Annotated in this window: 14 protein-coding genes and 1 tRNA gene; 9 read left to right on the top strand and 6 right to left on the bottom strand. The window is 74.4% G+C overall.

All coding sequences use genetic code 11. The annotated features are described in order from the left end of the window. Nucleotides 1-5 precede the first annotated feature (5 nt). Nucleotides 6-383 (top strand): DsrE family protein, encoded by a 378-nt coding sequence (locus LGQ04_RS06940; RefSeq protein WP_229242946.1) that lies wholly within the window; start codon nucleotides 6-8, stop codon nucleotides 381-383. On the opposite strand, the gene LGQ04_RS06935 is transcribed toward LGQ04_RS06940, so the two are convergent. Genes LGQ04_RS06935 through LGQ04_RS06925 form a run of 3 tightly spaced genes read right to left on the bottom strand, consistent with a single transcriptional unit; the run spans nucleotide 377 to nucleotide 2,066 of the window. After that, entirely contained in the window at nucleotides 377-847 is a 471-nt protein-coding gene (locus LGQ04_RS06935; RefSeq protein ID WP_229242945.1) for a DUF4395 domain-containing protein, read from the bottom strand. The two genes, LGQ04_RS06940 and LGQ04_RS06935, sit on opposite strands and share 7 nt — an antisense overlap. Beyond that, nucleotides 844-1,335 (bottom strand): thioredoxin domain-containing protein, encoded by a 492-nt coding sequence (locus LGQ04_RS06930; protein ID WP_229242944.1) that lies wholly within the window; start codon nucleotides 1,333-1,335, stop codon nucleotides 844-846. The genes LGQ04_RS06935 and LGQ04_RS06930 overlap by 4 nt, the downstream gene beginning before the upstream one ends. Beyond that, complete coding sequence (locus LGQ04_RS06925) at nucleotides 1,332-2,066, bottom strand: hypothetical protein (protein WP_229242943.1); 735 nt, start codon at nucleotides 2,064-2,066, stop codon at nucleotides 1,332-1,334. The genes LGQ04_RS06930 and LGQ04_RS06925 overlap by 4 nt, the downstream gene beginning before the upstream one ends. A 278-nt stretch (nucleotides 2,067-2,344) precedes the next feature. On the opposite strand from LGQ04_RS06925, the gene LGQ04_RS06920 reads away from it, so the two are divergent. Continuing rightward, nucleotides 2,345-3,109, top strand: coding sequence for a winged helix-turn-helix transcriptional regulator (locus LGQ04_RS06920; RefSeq protein WP_229242942.1), 765 nt, complete (start codon nucleotides 2,345-2,347; stop codon nucleotides 3,107-3,109). Then, nucleotides 3,106-4,044, top strand: a complete 939-nt coding sequence (locus LGQ04_RS06915) for an alpha/beta fold hydrolase (RefSeq protein WP_229242941.1) — start codon at nucleotides 3,106-3,108, stop codon at nucleotides 4,042-4,044. Before LGQ04_RS06920 ends, LGQ04_RS06915 begins: the two co-directional genes overlap by 4 nt. On the opposite strand, the gene nth is transcribed toward LGQ04_RS06915, so the two are convergent. Further along, nucleotides 4,031-4,699 (bottom strand): endonuclease III, encoded by a 669-nt coding sequence (gene nth, locus LGQ04_RS06910; protein ID WP_229243039.1) that lies wholly within the window; start codon nucleotides 4,697-4,699, stop codon nucleotides 4,031-4,033. The genes LGQ04_RS06915 and nth overlap by 14 nt on opposite strands. 180 nt (nucleotides 4,700-4,879) lie before the next feature. Here nth and LGQ04_RS06905 point away from each other — a divergent pair, with 180 nt between their 5' ends. Further along, nucleotides 4,880-5,557: a Crp/Fnr family transcriptional regulator gene (locus tag LGQ04_RS06905; protein ID WP_308016363.1), complete on the top strand. Its 678-nt coding sequence runs from the start codon at nucleotides 4,880-4,882 to the stop codon at nucleotides 5,555-5,557. A gap of 583 nt (nucleotides 5,558-6,140) precedes the next feature. On the opposite strand, the gene LGQ04_RS06900 is transcribed toward LGQ04_RS06905, so the two are convergent. Then, entirely contained in the window at nucleotides 6,141-6,638 is a 498-nt protein-coding gene (locus LGQ04_RS06900; protein ID WP_229242940.1) for a RidA family protein, read from the bottom strand. Then, nucleotides 6,638-6,802, bottom strand: coding sequence for a Sp36 family protein (gene sp36, locus LGQ04_RS06895; RefSeq protein WP_229242939.1), 165 nt, complete (start codon nucleotides 6,800-6,802; stop codon nucleotides 6,638-6,640). The genes LGQ04_RS06900 and sp36 overlap by 1 nt, the downstream gene beginning before the upstream one ends. 111 nt (nucleotides 6,803-6,913) lie before the next feature. Here sp36 and LGQ04_RS06890 point away from each other — a divergent pair, with 111 nt between their 5' ends. The 5 genes from LGQ04_RS06890 to LGQ04_RS06870 all read left to right on the top strand — a co-directional run bounded on the left by LGQ04_RS06890 (nucleotide 6,914) and on the right by LGQ04_RS06870 (nucleotide 12,841). Further along, nucleotides 6,914-9,274, top strand: coding sequence for a transglycosylase domain-containing protein (locus LGQ04_RS06890; RefSeq protein ID WP_229242938.1), 2,361 nt, complete (start codon nucleotides 6,914-6,916; stop codon nucleotides 9,272-9,274). A gap of 14 nt (nucleotides 9,275-9,288) precedes the next feature. Then, on the top strand, nucleotides 9,289-10,200 hold the full coding sequence (locus LGQ04_RS06885; RefSeq protein WP_229242937.1) for a metallophosphoesterase: 912 nt from the start codon (nucleotides 9,289-9,291) through the stop codon (nucleotides 10,198-10,200). A 129-nt stretch (nucleotides 10,201-10,329) separates the two neighbouring features. Next, nucleotides 10,330-10,406, top strand: a tRNA-Pro gene (locus tag LGQ04_RS06880). A gap of 100 nt (nucleotides 10,407-10,506) precedes the next feature. Then, complete coding sequence (locus LGQ04_RS06875) at nucleotides 10,507-11,496, top strand: Gfo/Idh/MocA family protein (protein WP_229242936.1); 990 nt, start codon at nucleotides 10,507-10,509, stop codon at nucleotides 11,494-11,496. 109 nt (nucleotides 11,497-11,605) lie between these two features. Next, entirely contained in the window at nucleotides 11,606-12,841 is a 1,236-nt protein-coding gene (locus LGQ04_RS06870; protein ID WP_229242935.1) for an NAD(P)/FAD-dependent oxidoreductase, read from the top strand. The last annotated feature ends 14 nt before the right edge of the window (nucleotides 12,842-12,855 follow it).

The following is a 12,855-nucleotide window of genomic DNA, read 5'->3' as shown; positions in this document are numbered from 1 at the left end:
GCGCCGTGACCACTCCCGCCGCCACCCGCTCGCTCGTCGTCAAGGCGACGTCGGGGCTCGACCGCCCCGAGGCCGCCAACCAGGCGTTCACCGTCGCCGCCGCGGCGCTCGCCGCGGGCGTCGAGGTGAGCGTGTGGCTCACCGGGGAGGCCGCGTGGTTCGCTCTGCCCGGCCGCGCCGCCGAGCTAGAGCTGGAGCACGCCGCGCCCCTGCCCGACCTGCTCGAGGCGGTCCTCGCCGCGGGCACGCTCACCGTCTGCACCCAGTGCGCGGCGCGTCGGGGGATCACCGCCGACGACGTCCTGCCGGGCACCCGGGTCGCCGGGGCGGCCGTGTTCGTCGAGGAGGCGCTGCGCGAGGGTGCGCAGGCCCTCGTCTACTGAGCGGCGCGCACCCGGCGCAGCAGGAGGTACGCCTCGCAGCCCAGGCACAGGCCGAACGCGGCGTTGAGGACGGCCGCGACGAGCGCGACGGCCGCGGTCACCGGCACGGCCACCGTCGCCCCCACGAGCCCCAGCACCACGCCGGTCCCCGTGATCACGAGACCCACGAGCTGGGCGAAGCGGGGCGGCGCGGGGTCCTCGCGCTCGTCCGTCGGCCCGATCCGCGGCAGCACGACGGCGCGGTACACCGCGGCCTGCCACGTCCGCTCCGCACCGCCCACGGTGCCGAGCGCGAAACCCACCGCCACGACCGCGAGGAGGACGAGGCCCGCCGTCGACGTCCAGAGCAGGATCGTCACCGCGAGCAGGACCGCGGTGAGAGCAGCGCCGAACCGCGGACCGCGCGGGTCGATGCCCGGCGACGGCACGGGCGCGACCGGGTGTGCGGGGCGGGGGACGGTCATGACGGCTCCTCGATCGGTCGGGCGGCGGCGACGGCGCCCACCGCGAGCGCGTCGAGCGCCTGGGCGCGGGTCATCGCCCCGCTCGCGCGGGCCGTCTCGCGCCCCGCGCCGTCGAGGACGAGCACGGTCGGCGTGCGCAGGACTCCCAGGTCGAGGACGAGGTCGAGGTGGTCGTCGACGTCCAGCTCGTGGTGCACGACCCCGTCCGTCCGCGCCGCGACGTCCCCCAGCACCCGGGCGGTGGACCGGCAGGGCGCGCAGACCGCGGCGGAGAGCTGGACGAACGTCCGGTGCGGCCCGAGGCGCACGCCGTGCGCGGCCCAGTCCACGCCCGCTCCCCCGGGGGCTCCGTGCGCCGGGGAGGCGGCCGGGCGCCGTCGGGCAGCCGGACGCACGACGCCCTGCCGCCGGCGCCACCAGGCCCCCAGGGCGACGGCGAGTGCGAGGACGGCGGCGAGCACGAGGACCGGCGCGGCACCGCCGCTCACCCGACGATCACCCGGCCCACGACGAAGATCAGGGTGCCGCCCACGGCGACGGGCAGCGCGGTCGCCGAGAACGCGCCGAGACGGCCGCGCAGCTCGGGGAGGCGGTCGAACAGGCCGTGGAGCGACGCGACGAGCAGGCCCGCGACGACGCCCGACCACACCCCGCTCACCACGTCCAGGTCCGGCATGACGTACCCGACGGCGCCACCGGCCGCCACGGCCAGGCCCAGCGTGAGGCCCGCGTTCACCCATCCGGCGAACGGCAGCGCCGACACGGCGGACGCCACAGCCAGCGCGACCGCGCACGTCACGACGAGCGACGCCCCCGCGTCGGTGCGTCCCGTCGCGATCCAGCCCGCGCAGGACGTCGCGACGACGATCCCGCTCACCGTCCCGATGAGCGACTCCGTGAGCCGGGGCCGCCCGTCGCGGCGCAGCAGCTCGGCGACGAACGCGAGCACCACGGCCAGGGCGAGGACGACCGGCAGGTGCCGCAGCGCCGGCTCGCCTCGGGTCGCCGCGGTCGCCGCCACCGCGCCCACGCCCGCGAGGCCGATGACGATGCGCGTCCCGCCGTGGACGGGGATGTCGAGCAGGCGCGGCCAGCCGATCGCGACGATCAGCGCCAGCGCCGCGGACGCCGCCGCGAGCGGCAGCGGACCGAAGAACGCGGCGACGGCGACACCTGCCGCGAGGCACGCCGTGACGACGGAACGGGTCGAGAGGTCCACGGGCGGTCAGCACCCCGCTCGGGGGGTCGACGGGGTCGGCGAGTCGTCCAGCACGCCTCAGAGTGTGGCAGACGGCGGCCGTGCGACCGCAGCCGAGGGCGCCACGACGGTGAGACGACACCGTAGGACACGCCGTCGCGCGATACGGTGGCCCTCCACGGGCCGAGGACGAACCGCCGCCGGACGGGCCGCGTCCGCGCGGCACGGGAGTCGCACGACCGGGACAGACGACACCGCCGGGCGCACCGCGCGCCCGTGCCGCGGAAGGAGGTGCCCGAGTGGCCGACCTGCTGATCCTCACCCCCGCGACCGGGGGTTCCGTCGAGGTCCTTCCGGCGCTCGGGCTGCTGTCCCACCGCATCCGGGTCCTGCCCATGGAACCGTCCGCGCTGGTCGACGCGCCCGACTCCGACGTCGTGCTGCTCGACGCGCGACGCGACCTCGTCGCCGCCCGCACGACCTGCCGCCTCCTCCACGCGACCGGGCTGTCCGTGCCGCTCGTGCTCGTCCTCACCGAGGGCGGGCTCACCGTGGTGACGGCCGAGTGGGGCGCCGACGAGCTACTCCTCGAGAACGCGACCCCGGCGGAGGTCGAGGCCCGCCTGCGCCTCGTCGTCGAGCGGTCCGCGAAGGGCCCCTCCGACGACGCCCCCCAGGAGATCTCCGCGGGCGAGCTCGCGATCGACGCGAGCGGCTACACCGCGCGCCTGCGCGGTCGGCCCATCGACCTCACCTACAAGGAGTTCGAGCTCCTCAAGTACCTCGTGCAGCACCCCGGTCGCGTGTTCACCCGCGCCCAGCTCCTCCAGGAGGTGTGGGGGTACGACTACTACGGCGGCACGCGCACGGTCGACGTCCACGTGCGTCGCCTGCGTGCCAAGCTCGGCCCCGAGCACGAGCAGCTCATCGGGACGGTGCGCAACGTCGGGTACCGGTTCGACCCGCCCAAGGACCGCCGGCCCGCGCCCGACGCCGCCGCGGAGCGCACGGACCGCGCCGGTGGGGACGGGACCGCCGACGCCCCGGTAGGTTCGACCGGGTGACGGCCGACCCCTCCGACTTCACGTCCGCGCTGCCGGACGGCCCCTGGCGCCACGAGCTCGTCCCGGCGAACGGCGCACGCTTCCACGTCGCGGTCGCGGGCCCGCACGACCGCGGCGTCCGCGACCCCGGCCCCCCGCTCGTGGTCCTGCTCCACTCGTTCCCCCAGTTCTGGTGGGCGTGGCGGCACCAGGTCGAGCCCCTCGCCGCGGCCGGATACCGCGTCGCCGCGCTCGACGTGCGCGGCGTCGGCGCGTCCGACAAGCCGCCCCTCGGGTACGACGCCCCCACTCGCACGCGCGACATCGCCGGCGTGATCCGCTCGCTCGGCGCCGGGCGCGCGGTCGTCGTCGGGCACGGGACGGGCGGCAGTCTCGCGTGGGCGATGGCCGCGCTCCAGCCCGCCGTGACCGCGGGCGTCGCCGCTCTCGCCGCACCCCACCCGGCGCGCATGCACGTGTCCGCCCGGCAGCTCCTCACCCCCGTCGCACGGCGCCACCTCGCCTTCTTCCAGGTGCCCACCTTCCCGGAGCGCGCGCTGCTGTCCGGGCGGCTCGTCGACCAGGTGCTGACCGACGGCGCGGCCACCCCCTTCGACGACGACGTCGCCGCCACCTACCGGACCGTGATGCGGATCCCGTTCGCCGCGCACACGGCCATGGAGTCGCTGCGGTGGGCCGTGCGCTCCACGCCGCGGCCCGACGGGCGCCGGTTCCTCTCCGCGCTCCGGCGGCCCGTCACCGTGCCCGCCCTCCAGGTGCACGGGGGTCGGGACGGGCTGCTGCGACGTGCGCTCGCCGACGCCGACGGCGCGGCCCTGGCGAGCGACTACCGCTTCGAGGTGCTGCCCGACGCCGGGCACTTCCTGCCCGAGGAGGCGCCCGACGAGGTCACGGACCTCCTGCTCGACTGGCTGGGCCGGATCAGCTCGTCCTGACGAGCTTCTCCGCCTTCACCGGGTCGACCTCCCCGATCCCCGCCGACGGGCACCAGCGCGCCACCGTGCACGCCCCGCAGGCGGGCCGGCGCGCGTGGCAGACGCGCCGCCCGTGGAAGATCAGGCGGTGGGACAGCATCGTCCACTCCGACCGCTCCACCAGCCCGCCGACGACCTGCTCCACCTTGACCGGGTCCTCCTCCGCGGTCCACCCCAGCCGCCGTACCAGACGCCCGAAGTGCGTGTCGACCGTGAGGCCCGGCACCCCGAACGCGTTGCCGAGCACCACGTTCGCCGTCTTGCGACCCACGCCCGGCAGGGACACGAGGTCCTCCAGGCGGCCGGGCACCTCGCCGTCGAACCGCTCGACGAGCGCCTGCCCGATCCCGATGACGGACTGCGCCTTCGCCCGGAAGAAGCCCGTGGGCCGCAGGATCTCCTCCAGCTCGGCCCGGTCCGCGCCCGCGTACGCCGCCGCGTCGGGGTAGCGCGCGAAGAGCGCGGGCGTCGTGAGGTTGACCCGCTTGTCCGTCGTCTGGGCCGAGAGCACCGTCGCGACCAGGAGCTCCAGCGGCGACGTGAAGTCCAGCTCGCAGTGCGCGTCCGGGTACGTGCGCGCGAGCTCCCGGTTGGTCCGACGCGCCCGGCGCACCAGGGCGAGACGCGACTCCGGGGCGCGCGCCCCACGGCTCCCGGACGAGGGACGGTCCTGCTCGGACGACGTCTGCGCGGCGTTCACGAGCCCACGCTAACCCCGCCCACCCACACCCGAGTTGCGGCCGTAGGGCAGAATCGTCCCTGGAAGATCAGCGAAGGACGAGACGAAGGACCCCGCGTGGACGACGACGTTGTGCTCTCCGCACCCCTGTTCGCGACGATGGACGCGGACGAGACGCGCACCCTGTTCGAGTCGATGCAGCAGATCGAGCTCTCCCGCGGTGACGTCCTGTTCCGCGAGGGCGAGCCCGGCGACCGCCTCTACGTGATCGCGACCGGCAAGATCAAGCTCGGGCGCCGCTCCAACGACGGGCGCGAGAACCTCCTGTCGATCCTCGGCCCCGGCGAGATGTTCGGCGAGCTCTCCCTGTTCGACCCGGGCCCGCGCACCGCGACCGCCAGCTCCGTCGCCGACTCCGTCATCTACGAGCTCGGCCACGACCAGCTCGTCGAGTGGATCGAGAAGCACCCCAGCGTCGCCAAGCACCTGCTCAACGCCCTCGCGCGCCGCCTGCGCCGCACCAACGAGACGCTCGCCGACCTCGTCTTCTCCGACGTCCCCGGCCGCGTCGCCAAGGCGCTGCTCGACCTGTCGACGCGCTTCGGCGAGCACACGGACGAGGGCGTGCGCGTGGCGCACGACCTCACCCAGGAAGAGCTCGCCCAGCTCGTCGGCGCGTCGCGCGAGACCGTGAACAAGGCGCTCGCCGACTTCGCCACCCGCGGCTGGGTCCGCCGCGAGGGCCGCGCCGTCGTGCTCCTCGACCTCGACCGCCTGGAGCGCCGCGCGCGCTGAGTCACCCGGGGGAGGGTCCTGGGCCGTGGGTGAGGGTGCGGGTGGGGGCGCCGCGTCTTCCATCCGCGCCGCTCGTGCCTCGCGTCGCTCCCGCCAGACCCGCCACGACGCGGCGCCCCCACCCGCACCCTCCGGCTCCGTCTCACCATGCGCAGGTCGTCAGATCGTCGTGCCGTCGTGCCGTCGTGCCGTGATGCCCCGTGCTGTGATGCCGTCGTGCCCGACGGCGCGGGCCGACACCGGTCGTCGGCCCACCACGAGTGGTGGGCGAGCAAGGCGGCCCCGGCGAGCCCCGTCGTCGGGCCTCCGCGCCGACCATGCGATCAGCTCCCGCCGACCATGCGGCTGGCGACCGAATCAGCCCCCGAACGGGCGTCAACCGCATGCTCGGCCCCTGCCGGAGGCGACCCGACGAGCGAGCGGGGTGGACCGGTGGCGGCGGCGGGTCGTGGCGGGTCTGGCGGGAGGACCCGAGGGACGAGGGTCCGGAGGGAAGACCCGCCGCCGCCACCGGGGAACCCCGCGGACGCACGCTTTGCGGCCCGCCACCGGGGAACCGACCGCGGGACCACGACCCGCGGCGCTACTCCGCGAGCTCGACGACCAGCTCGACCTCGACCGGCGCGTCGAGGGGCAGGACCGCCACGCCGACGGCGCTGCGGGCGTGCACGCCGGCGTCGCCGAAGACGTCCCCGAGGAGCGTGCTGGCGCCGTTGACGACGCCCGGCTGGCCCGTGAACGAGGGGTCGCTGGCGACGAACCCCACGACCTTGACGACGCGGACGACCTGGTCGAGGTTCCCGACGAGGGCGTGCACGGCGGCGAGGGCGTTGAGGGCGCAGACGCGTGCGAGGTCCGCGGCGTCGTCGGGCGGGACGAGGCCGTCGCCCTCGCCGACCTTGCCGGTCGCGGGCAGGGCGCCGTCGACGAACGGGAGCTGCCCGGAGGTATGGACGTACCGGCCGGTCCGCACCGCGGGGACGTAGGCGGCGACGGGGGCCGCGACGTCGGGGAGGGACAGGCCGAGCCCCGCGAGGCGGGCGGCGACGGCCCCGGGCGGGTTCGTGACGCCGTCGGCCACTACTTGTCCCCGGTGGGCCGCTTGAGGTAGGCGACGAGGCCGTTGCCGTCGGGGCCGGTCACGACCTGGACGAGCTCCCAGCCGTCGGCGCCCCACTGGTCGAGGACCGCCTTGGTGTTGTGGATGATCAGGGGGATGGTCGCGTACTCCCAGGTGGTAGCCATGGGGTGAGCGTAGCCGCCGGGGCGCTTCCTCGGGATGCTCACACAACCCGCACACCGCCCCAGGCGGGCATCCCGGGGCCCCGCCGGGGGGGCTCCCGTAGGGTTGGCACCATGGCTTCCCCTGTCCGTCCACGCGGTCGTCAGATCAACGCGTACCAGCTCATCGCCCTCCTCCTGGCGTTCGTGCTGGTGTCCGGTGTGGGCGGCGTGCTCGCCGCGGGCCTGCTCGTCCCCCTCGCCGCCGGCGCGAACACCGCCGCGGAGAGCGCGGTCGAGGTGTTCGACGAGCTGCCTGCCGACCTCGAGCCGGGGCCGCTGGCCGAGCAGTCGCGCGTGTACGCGAACGACGGCAAGACGCTGCTCGCGACGTTCTACACGGAGAACCGCATCGTCGTCCCGCTCGAGGAGGTCTCGCCGTACATGCAGAACGCGGTGATCGCGATCGAGGACAAGCGCTTCTGGCAGCACGGTGGCGTCGACATCGAGGGCATCCCGCGCGCCGTGGTGAACAACATGATGGACCTGCCCACGCAGGGCGCGTCGACGCTGACGCAGCAGTACGTGAAGAACGTGCTGATCGAGCAGGCGGTCCGCGAGGACGACACGATGGGGATCTGGGAGGCCCGCGAGGACACCCTGGGCCGCAAGGCCCGCGAGGCGAAGCTCGCGATCTCCATCGAGAAGCGGATGAGCAAGGAGGAGATCCTCCAGGGGTACCTCAACATCGCGCAGTTCGGGGCGTCGTCGCTGTACGGCGTGGAGACCGCGGCGCAGCACTACTTCAGCAAGAGCGCGAAGGACCTCAACGCCGTCGAGGCCGCGACGATCGCCGGCATCACGAAGGCACCGTCGAAGTACGACCCGACGCGCAACCCGGAGGAGTCGCAGAAGCGCCGCAACATCGTCCTCAACACGATGTACCAGCAGGGCTACATCACGAAGGACGAGTACGACCAGGGCCGCGCGACGGCCATCGGCGACACGCTCAAGGTCAAGCCGGTCGAGGTCGGCTGCCAGGCCGCGAAGGGCTCCGCGTTCTTCTGCGACTACGTGACGAAGGTGCTCATCTCCGACCCGGTGTTCGGCGAGACCGAGGACGACCGCAAGGCCCAGCTCTACCGTGGTGGCCTCGACATCTACACGACGCTCGACCCGGCGATGCAGAAGGCGGCGGTGCAGGAGGCGCGTGCTGCCGTCCCGGCGGACGACCCCTCCGGGCTGGAGGACGCGATCGTGTCGGTCGAGCCCGGCACGGGCAAGATCCTCGCGATGGCGCAGAACCGCGCCTACGACGCCACGGAGGAGCCCGCGAAGGGGACGACCGCCGTCAACTACAGCGTGGACCAGTCGCACGGGTCGTCGAACGGGTTCTCGCCGGGGTCGACGTGGAAGGTGTTCGTCCTCGCGGAGTGGCTCAAGAGCGGCAAGAGCCTGTACCAGAGCGTCAACGCGAACAGCCGCTCGTGGAACAACACCGACTTCGACTTCTGCGGCGCGAACGTCCGCAACGAGGCCGAGGCGTGGCGTCCGGGCAACTCGGACGGCAACGACGACAAGGGTCAGATCAGCGTCCTGCAGGCCACGTACAACTCGATCAACACCGCGTACGTGTCCATGGAGAGCCAGCTGCGCCTGTGCGACATCAAGTCGACCGCGGAGTCGATCGGGTACCGCCCGTCGATGCTCAAGGACCAGGACACGGGCGCGCAGATGGTCCCGTCGATGGTCATCGGCACCCAGAACTCCTCGCCGCTGCAGATGGCGGCGGCGTACGCGACGTTCGCGAGCGGCGGCACGTACTGCGAGCCGATCGCGATCACCAAGATCGTCAGCACGGACGGCGAGGAGCTGCCCGTCCCGGAGGCGAGCTGCAACAAGAACGCGCTGGACCCGGAGGTCGCGAACACCGTGACCTACGCCCTGCAGTCGGTCATGACGCAGGGCTCCGGGCGCGCGGCCCAGCTCGACGGCCGCACGAGCGCCGGCAAGACGGGCACCTCCCAGCTCAACCGTCACACGTGGTTCATCGGCTACACCCCCCAGGTCGCGACCGCGGTGTGGATCGGGAACGCCGAGAACGACGTCGAGATGCGCGACATGGTCATCAACGGGCAGTTCGAGCGCTGGTGGTTCGGTTCGACGCTCGCGGCGCCGACGTGGAAGGCGTACATGGACCGGGCCCTGGAGGGTCAGCCGGCGGCGGACTTCGGCGCGCCGGACTGGGGCAAGGTCAACGCGCCCGCCCCGCCGCCTCCTCCCCCGTCGGACGACGGCGGCGACTCGGGTGACGGTGGCGGCGGTGACTCCGGCGGCGGCGACGACGGTGACTCCGGCGGCGACGGCGGCGGTGACTCCGGCGGCGACGGTGAGGACCGCGGGGACCGTGGCGACCGCGGCAACGCCGGCGGGCGTGGCACGCTCGAGGACTTCCTCGGCGACCTGGGTGACCTCGGCGGCGGAGGGAACGGCTGACCGGCCGTCGGCGCGTGGGGCGCGGCCTCGCGGCCCTGGCCGCGGTGGGTGCCGGTGCGCTCGCCTACGCGCACGTCGAGACGAAGCTCTTCACGACGCGGTTCGTGACGATCCCGGTGCTCCCTCCGGGGACGCGGGACCTGCGGGTGCTGCACGTCTCGGACCTGCACCTCGTGCCGTCGCAGCGCCGCAAGATCGCGTGGGTCCGGTCCCTGGCGGAGCTGGAGCCCGACCTCGTGGTGGACACCGGGGACAACCTCGCCCACCGCGACTCCCTCGGCCCCGTCCTCCACGCGCTGCGGCCGCTGCTCGACCACGTCCCCGGCATGTTCGTCCTCGGGTCGAACGACTACTACGCGCCCGTGCCGAAGAACCCCGCGCGGTACCTCCTTCCCGACGCCCGGGTCCCCTTCGCGCGGTCGGCTCCGACGCTGCCCGCCGACCGTCTCGCGGAGGCGCTGCGGTCGGCCGGCTGGGTCGACCTCACGAACCGGCGTGACACGCTCCGCGTCGACGGGGTGCACCTCGACCTCGTGGGGGTCGACGACCCGCACCTCGACCTCGACGTCTACCCCGACCCTGTGCCCCGCCCCGCGGGAGCGCACCTGCGCGTGGGCGTGGCGCACGCGCCCTACCGGCGCGTCCTGGACACGATGCACGCCGACGGCGCGGACCTCGTCATCGCGGGGCACACCCACGGCGGCCAGCTCCGCGTCCCCGGGTTCGGCGCGCTCGTCACGAACTGCGACCTCGACCGACGCCGGGCCAGCGGGCTCCACGGCTGGCCGGGGGCGCGCCCCGACCGGCCGGGTGGCGACGGGTCGACGTGGCTGCACGTCTCCGCCGGCGCGGGGACGTCGCCGTACGCGCCGTTCCGGTTCGCGTGCCGCCCCGAGGCGACCCTCGTGACGCTCACCGCACGCTGACCTCACGGCCGCGGTCGCGGCGTCGTGCACGTCACCCCGGAGCCGGTTTCGTCGCAGGGCACATCGTCGGCTATTCTGGGCAGGCTTCCCGCGCAGCAGGGCTTGTGCCCGACGACGCGTGGCGGCAAGCGGGGTGTGGCGCAGCTTGGTAGCGCGCTTCGTTCGGGACGAAGAGGTCGCAGGTTCAAATCCTGTCACCCCGACCAGCCGAGAGGCCCTCTGAACAGCGGAAACGCTGGACGGAGGGCCTCTCCTCGTCGTGCGGGGGACCGACGGCGGTCCGCCGCGGACTGCTAGGTTCGCGGCGTGCGGACGACGAGGTGGGCGGTCCTGGGGCCGGGCGAGATCGGTGGCTGGTTCGCGCGGGCACTGCCCCGCTCGGAGCACGGGACGCTGCACGCGGTGGCGAGCCGCGACCCCGGGAGGGCCGAGGCGTTCGCCCGGGAGCACGACGCCCCGGTGACCGGCACCTACGACGAGATCCTCGCGCGCGACGACGTCGACGCGGTCTACGTCGCGACGGTGCACACGACGCACGCGGACCTGGCCGTCGCGGCGCTGGGCGCGGACAAGGCGGTCCTGTGCGAGAAGCCGGTCGCCCCGACGCAGGCCGAGACGGATCGCGTCCTCGCGGCGGCTGCGGAGCACGGCGTGCCGTTCGTCGAGGCGTACAAGCACCGGTTCGGCCCGCTGGCGCGCGCGCTGGACGAGCACGTGGCGCGCGGGGATCTCGGGTCGCCGCTCCGCGTGGCGTCGTCGTTCGGCTTCGCCGCACCGGACCGTTCCGGCCGCCTGTTCGACCCCGGGCTGGCAGGAGGGGCGATCCTCGACGTGGGCGGGTACCCCGTCGCGCTGGCCGTGGCCCTCGCCGCGGCGGCCGGTGTCGACGTCGCGGACCTCGACGTCGCGGCCACGACGGGAGCCGTCGGCGACACGGGTGTCGACGAGCACGCCACCGCGACGATCGTCGCGGACGGTCTCACGGCCGAGGTCGCCTGCTCGATCGTCGCGGACCTGCCGCGTTCCGCCGTCGTGTCCGGACCCGGCGGCGTCGTCCACCTCGACGACGCCTACGGCAGCCGGGCCGCGTCCGCGGCGTCGTTCGTCGTGCGGCAGGACGGCACGGAGCGACGCGTCGGTGTCGTCCCCGTCGACCCGTTCGCCGCGGAGGCCGACGCCGTCTCGCGAGCGCTCGCCGACGGCCGGACCGAGGTGCCCGAGATGCCCTGGTCCCGCTCGCGCGCCGTCGCTCGGCTCCTCGACCGCTGGCGGGACGGGCTGAGCGCGTCCGCCTGAGCACCCTGCACCTGCGCACGCGTGGCGGCGCGTCGTGGTGCGGGGCGCGCGCCCGCCCCGTGCTCGCGCGAGACTGGGGTGGCGAGCCACCACACGGGAGGACGGGACCATGGCCGGAGCACCGATCGTCGTCGTCGGGGGCGGTCTCGCCGCCGCCAAGGCCGTCGAGACGCTGCGCGACGAGGGGCACGACGGCGTCGTCGTCGTCGTCGCGCGCGAGCCGCACCGCCCGTACGAACGGCCCCCGCTGTCGAAGGACTACCTGCGCGGCGAGGCGGAGCGCGACGCCGTCTTCCCGCTCGCGGAGGACTGGTACGCGCGGCACGACGTCGAGCTCCTGCGCGGCGCGACCGCGACCGGCGTCGACCCGGGCGGGCACGTCGTGACGCTGGCCGACGGGCGCACCCTCGACTACGCACGGCTGCTGATCGCGACGGGTTCGGACCCGCGGGCCCTGCCCGTCCCGGGTGCCGACCTGGAAGGCGTGCACTACCTGCGTACCCTGGAGGACAGCGAGCGCCTGGCCGCGACGTTTGAGGCGTCCGCGCGCGAGGGTGCGGGACGGCTCGCGATCGTCGGTGACGGGTGGATCGGTCTGGAGGTCGCGGCGTCGGCCCGCTCGAAGGGGCTGGACGTGAGCGTCGTCGGGCGCGGGGCGCACCCGCTGGAGCGGGTCCTCGGACCGGAGATGGGCGAGCTGTACGGGCAGGTGCACGCGGAGCACGGCGTGCACCTGCACCGGCGCGCGGAGGCGACCGAGATCACGGGACGCGAGGACCGGGTCACGGGTGTCGCGCTCGGGGACGGCACGCACGTCGAGGCGGACGTGGTCCTCGTCGCGGTCGGCGCGGCACCGAACGTCGGGCTCGCGGAGGCGGCCGGGCTCGCGCTCGACTCCGCCACCGGCGGGGTCGTCGCCTCGGCGACGCTGCAGACGACCGACCCGGACGTGTTCGTCGCGGGCGACGTCGCGAGCGTGCCCTCCCCCCGGTACGGGCGGTCGATCCGGGTCGAGCACTGGGCGACGGCGCTCAACCAGGGCCCGCACGCCGCGCGCGCGATGCTCGGGTCGACCGACCCCTACCCCGAGCTCCCGTACTTCTTCTCCGACCAGTACGACGTCGGCATGGAGTACCTCGGCTTCGTCGCCGGACCGGACGCGTACGACGAGGTGGTCGTCAGCGGTTCGCTCGCCGACCGCGAGCTCGTCGCCTTCTGGACGAAGGACGGTCGTGTCGAGGCCGGTATGGCCGTCAACGTGTGGGACCGCATGGACGACGTCACGGCCCTGATCCACCGTGACGGCCCGGTCGACCGCGCCGAGCTGGAGGCGTTCGTGCGGTGACCCTGTCGACCACG

The sequence above is a fragment of the Cellulosimicrobium marinum genome (assembly GCF_020551945.1).
GTDB classification, from domain to species: Bacteria; Actinomycetota; Actinomycetes; order Actinomycetales; family Cellulomonadaceae; genus Cellulosimicrobium; species Cellulosimicrobium marinum.
The sequence above is the reverse complement of the archived record's forward strand: the minus strand, read 5'-3'. Positions and strand labels throughout refer to the sequence as shown.

What these genes read in the sequence shown, in the direction of transcription:
- LGQ04_RS06935 (WP_229242945.1), bottom strand. Translation starts at nt 847, where the DNA reads ATGACCGTCCCCCGCCCCGCACACCCGGTCGCGCCCGTGCCGTCGCCG.
- sp36 (WP_229242939.1), bottom strand. Translation starts at nt 6,802, where the DNA reads ATGGCTACCACCTGGGAGTACGCGACCATCCCCCTGATCATCCACAAC.
- LGQ04_RS06890 (WP_229242938.1), top strand. Translation starts at nt 6,914, where the DNA reads ATGGCTTCCCCTGTCCGTCCACGCGGTCGTCAGATCAACGCGTACCAG.
- LGQ04_RS06870 (WP_229242935.1), top strand. Translation starts at nt 11,606, where the DNA reads ATGGCCGGAGCACCGATCGTCGTCGTCGGGGGCGGTCTCGCCGCCGCC.